Genomic DNA, 4935 nt, shown 5'->3' with positions numbered 1-4935 from the left:
TTTCCCGCGCGGAACTCGCGACGTTGGGGCTCAGGTTAGGCACGGATGTGCCGGTCTTCGTCCAGGGGCAGGCGGCCTGGGCCGAGGGGATCGGAGAAATCCTTACTCCCATCGAGCCGGAAGAGGCCTGGTATCTGGTGGTGGTGCCGCCGGTGCATGTCTCCACGGCGCAGGTTTTTGCCGACCCTGAATTGACACGTTATAGCCCGCCCCTCACAATACGCGACTTTCAAGCAGGGCGTGGGCTGCAAAACGACCTGGAACCGCTGGTGCGCAGCCGCTATCCGGAAGTGGACCGCGCGATGCGGCTGCTGGGCGAGTTCGGCACGCCGCGCATGTCGGGTTCGGGCGGATGCGCGTTCCTGAAGGTGACGGGAATGGATCACGGCCGGAAGATTCTGGAAAGAATTCCCAAACCGTTTACCGGTTTCGTGGCGCGGGGAATGAACCGGCATCCTTTATATATGGTTCGGTGATATTTACATTCAGGTGCCGGGTGTTGTTCCGGCATTTTGACGTACAGGGACGTACTAATGCCGCGAGAGGCGGGATGCCGGAAGCGGCCCGGGTTCGACGGTTTCTTATTAACTGGGGCGTAGCCAAGCGGTAAGGCACCGGATTTTGATTCCGGCATTCCCAGGTTCGACAAATTTGTCGGGAACAAATTTGGACAGCGGAGCGCAGCGACGCTGGCCCCGAAGGGGCGAGCCCCAGGGATGGGGCGAGCAATCCTGGCGCCGCGCCAGTTATTTAAATGGGGCGCGAATTTACTGGGGCGTAGCCAAGCGGTAAGGCACCGGATTTTGATTCCGGCATTCCCAGGTTCGAATCCTGGCGCCCCAACCAAATGAATGTTCGGGATGCTGGAATTGTTTCCAGCGCCCCAACCAGTTTGTGTGTTGGATCACCCGTATCGCAGGGGAAATCGCGTGTCCTTGGACAACATGGTGGTGTTTACCGGCAACGCCAATCCGGCGCTCGCGGAGCTGGTGGTGCGGCATCTGGGATTGCCGCTCGGCAAGTCGGTGGTCGGCCGTTTCTCGGATGGCGAGATCCAGGTCGAGATCATGGAGCACGTGCGCGGCAAGGATGTGTTTATCGTCCAGCCTACGTGTTCGCCCAGCAACGACAATCTGATGGAGCTGCTGGTCATGATCGACGCGGTGAAGCGCTCCTCGGCGCGGCGCATCACCGCGGTGATACCTTATTATGGTTACGCGCGCCAGGACCGCCGGCCGCGCACGGCGCGGGTGGCGATTACCGCCAAGCTGGTGGCGGACATGATCACTGTTTCCGGCGCGCACCGGGTGTTGACAATGGATCTGCATGCCGACCAGATCCAGGGGTTTTTCAACATCCCGACGGACAATATTTATTCGTCGCTGGTGTTGCTCGGCGACATCTGGCGGCAGGAGATCAAGAATCTGCTCGTGGTGTCGCCGGACGTGGGCGGCGTGGTGCGGGCTCGCGCGATGGCCAAGCATCTGGAAGCGGACCTGGCCATCATCGACAAACGCCGCCCGAAGCCGAATGAGGCCAAGGTGATGCACATCATCGGCGAGGTCGAAGGCCGGACCTGCGTGCTGATGGACGACCTCGTGGACACCGCGGGTACCCTGTGCGAGGCGGCCGGGGCACTGAAAAGCAGCGGGGCACGCAAGGTGCTGGCGTATTGCACGCACCCGGTGCTGTCCGGAAGCGCGGTGGAACGGATCGGCAAGTCTGATCTCGATGAGCTGGTGGTGACGGATACCATCCCGCTCAAGCCGGAAGCCAAGGCCTGCCGGCGCATCCGCCAGTTGAGCGTGGCCGAGTTGCTCGCCGAGTCCATGCGCCGCATCGCGGAAGAGGATTCGGTCAGCGAGCTGTTCATGGAGTAAAAGTTTCGGGCATGGGGCCTGCGTCCCGTGCCTTTTCTGTACCCTCCGATCCTGGTCGCGGGAGAGGCGGGAGATGTTCAACAACCGTGGAGACTGACAATGAGCGCTAAATTTGAATTGATTGCCGAACCGCGCGCAGCGAAAGGTACGGGTGCGAGCCGCCGCCTTCGCCGCACCGGAAAAGTACCCGCCATCCTGTATGGAGCGGGCAAGGAGCCGACGATGGTCTCGCTGGACCACAACGCGATGGCGCGTCACCTGGCGAACGAGAAGTTTCACACCTCGATCCTGACCGTGAAGGTTGGCGGCGACTCGGACCAGGCGATTCTGCGTGACTGGTACATGCACCCGTACAAGCCGGTGGTGATGCACGTCGACCTGCAACGCATCAGCGCCACCGAGAAGCTTCACATGAAGATACCGCTGCACTTCGAGGGCGGGGACGTGGCTCCAGGCGTGAAGATCGATGGCGGTATCGTCACACATCTCATGACCGATATAGACATCACCTGTCTTCCCAAGGACCTGCCCGAGTTCCTTACGGTGGATCTGTCGGCCCTGAATATCAACGAGTCGGTGCATCTCTCCAACATCAAGCTGCCCGAGGGCGTGAGCATCACGAGCCTCGCGCACGGTGGCGATGATCTGGCGGTGGGCGCCGTCACCACCATTCGCGTGGTGGAAGAAGTGGCTCCTGTGGTGGCTGCACCGGCGGAAGGCGAAGCGGCCGCGGCGGCGCCGGTCGAAGGCGAGGCGAAACCCGGCGAGGCCAAGGCAGGCGAAGCCAAGAAAGGCGAGGCCCCTAAGGCGGAAGCCAAGAAGGGAGAGGCGCCCAAGAAAGAAGCACCCAAGAAGGAAGCGCCCAAGAAGGAAGGCAAGTAATCCCCTTCGCGGAGCGACGACGTGGCGCAGGGGATCTCCCTCATCGTTGGCCTGGGGAACCCGGGCGCGGAGTATGCGGAAACCCGGCACAATGCCGGGTTCCGTTTTCTGGATGTCCTGCTGGATGCGACCGGCGAGAGGCTGCGCAACGAATCGCGCTTTTCGGCGAATGTCGGCAAGCTGACCGTGAGTGGCAAGGACGTCTGGCTGCTTGAGCCGCAGACCTTCATGAACCACAGCGGTGACGCGGTCTTGAGGTTCGCCCACTATTACAAAATCCCGGCCGCGGAAATTCTCGTGGTGCACGATGAACTGGATCTGCCGCCGGGAACCGTGCGGCTGAAAATCGGCGGCGGCGACGGCGGCCACAACGGGCTGGTCGATGTCACCGGGAAACTGGGCACTTCCGACTATGCGCGCCTGCGTATCGGCATAGGCCATCCCGGCAACGCCGCGCAGGTCGTGTCGTACGTGCTGAAGAAGGCATCGTCGGCGGAGCAGACGTTGATCGATGCGGCCATCGTCAGCGCCAAGGCCCATTTCGCGGACGTCGTGCACGGCCAATTCCAGAAGGTCATGAACAGTCTGCACATGCACAAATCATAAATAATTCCCTCTCCCCGCTTTGCGGGGAGAGGGTGGGGAGAAGAGTGCCGGAGTTTTGTACCCTCTCCCCTTGCCCTCTCCCACTATCGTGGGAGAGGGAGAGTTAGAAAAAAGAGGTTATATGTATGGGGTTTAAATGCGGCATCGTCGGCCTGCCGAACGTGGGCAAGTCCACGCTCTTCAACGCGCTTACCAAGGCGGGCATCGCCGCGGAAAATTATCCCTTCTGCACGATCGATCCGAACATCGGTATCGTCGAGGTGCCGGACCCGCGCCTGCAGAAGCTCGCGGATATCGCCAAACCCGAAAAAATCCTCCCGACCACGATCGAATTCGTGGACATCGCCGGCCTCGTGGCCGGCGCCTCCAAGGGTGAAGGGCTGGGAAATAAATTTCTCGCCCACATCCGCGAGGTGGATGACATCGCCCACGTGGTGCGCTGCTTCGAGGACGAGAACATCGTGCATGTCTCCGGCCGCATCAATCCGTTGGCGGACATCGAGACCATCAATACCGAATTGGCGCTGGCCGATCTGGATACGGTTGAGAAAGGCATGCAGCGCGCGGACAAGGGCACCAAGAGCGGTGACAAGGACGACATCAAACTGCGCGAACTGCTGGCGCGCGTGCGCGCGCACCTCAATGGCGGTCAGCCGGTGCGCAGCATGGGCTTGAGCGAGGACGAGCACCGGCTGTTAAAGCCGCTGTGCCTGCTCACCGACAAGTCACTCATGTACATCGCCAACGTGAACGAGCAGGGTTTTACCAACAATCCCTATCTCGATCAGGTGGAAAAACTCGCGCGCGCGGAAAATTCCGTGGTGGTGCCGATCTGCGCCGCCATCGAGGCGGAACTGGCCGATATGAACGTCGAAGAGAAGCAGGTATTTCTCGCCGACATGGGCCTGGAAGAACCGGGGCTGAACCGAGTTATCCGTGCCGGCTACAAGCTGCTCGGCCTGCAGACGTTTTTTACCGTCGGCCCCAAGGAAGTGCGCGCCTGGACCGTACGCCAAGGCGCACACGCCCCCCAGGCCGCGGGTGTGATCCATACGGATTTCGAGAAGGGTTTTATCCGCGCCGAGACCATTGCCTTCGACGATTTCGTGCGTTGCCACGGGGAACACGGCGCGCGCGAGGCCGGGAAATTACGGCTCGAAGGCAAGGACTATGTGGTGCACGACGGCGACGTCATGCACTTCCGGTTTAATGTATAGCGTCCGGCCCTGATTTGATCAGGCCGGGCTCGTTTCCCTTGTCAGGCCCGGCGGATACCGGTATCTTTTGCGCCCCCAACCTGACCGGATCGCGCGCGTAGCGCGCCACGGCTCGCCTCCCTCTCCCCTTTGCGGGAGAGGGAATGAGGGTGAGGGGGCGTGCAAGTTCAGCGCGGCATCAAATGAGGCAAGGTTCCCCTCTCCCCTTGCCCTCTCCCGCAAGGGGAGAGGGGGAGTTGGCGAGAATCTCCAATTCGATTTGGCTAGGTAGCTCAGACGGTTAGAGCGCGGCACTCATAATGCTGAGGTCGGCGGTTCGATTCCGCCCCTAGCCACCATGTTTTCAATTA

At 61.1% G+C, this 4935-nt stretch carries 4 protein-coding genes, 3 tRNA genes and 1 pseudogene; all 8 read left to right on the top strand.

Annotated elements, in window-relative coordinates; translation table 11 throughout:
• The coding region (locus ACC569_RS13835; RefSeq protein ID WP_372524115.1) for a 4-(cytidine 5'-diphospho)-2-C-methyl-D-erythritol kinase at positions 1-476 on the top strand (476 nt) is incomplete at its 5' end.
• Between the two features lie 114 nt (positions 477-590).
• Positions 591-745: transfer RNA gene (locus ACC569_RS13830), tRNA-Gln, on the top strand.
• A 26-nt stretch (positions 746-771) separates the two neighbouring features.
• Positions 772-846: transfer RNA gene (locus tag ACC569_RS13825), tRNA-Gln, on the top strand.
• Between the two features lie 98 nt (positions 847-944).
• Complete coding sequence (locus tag ACC569_RS13820) at positions 945-1880, top strand: ribose-phosphate pyrophosphokinase (RefSeq protein ID WP_372524116.1); 936 nt, start codon at positions 945-947, stop codon at positions 1878-1880.
• Positions 1881-1979: 99 nt separating this feature from the next.
• Positions 1980-2636 (top strand): annotated as a pseudogene (locus ACC569_RS13815) (50S ribosomal protein L25/general stress protein Ctc); the annotation flags it as partial.
• A 147-nt stretch (positions 2637-2783) separates the two neighbouring features.
• Positions 2784-3368, top strand: a complete 585-nt coding sequence (gene pth, locus ACC569_RS13810; protein ID WP_372524114.1) for an aminoacyl-tRNA hydrolase — start codon at positions 2784-2786, stop codon at positions 3366-3368.
• Between the two features lie 125 nt (positions 3369-3493).
• Positions 3494-4585 carry a redox-regulated ATPase YchF gene (gene ychF, locus ACC569_RS13805; RefSeq protein ID WP_372524113.1) on the top strand — a complete coding sequence of 364 codons (1092 nt, stop codon included), beginning with the start codon at positions 3494-3496 and terminating at the stop codon, positions 4583-4585.
• A 261-nt stretch (positions 4586-4846) separates the two neighbouring features.
• Positions 4847-4923, top strand: a tRNA-Met gene (locus ACC569_RS13800).
• Positions 4924-4935 lie beyond the last annotated feature (12 nt).

This window comes from Sulfuricaulis sp., from assembly GCF_041499725.1.
Lineage (GTDB): Bacteria > Pseudomonadota > Gammaproteobacteria > Acidiferrobacterales > Sulfurifustaceae > Sulfuricaulis.
This window is presented reverse-complemented; position numbering and strand designations above follow the sequence as displayed.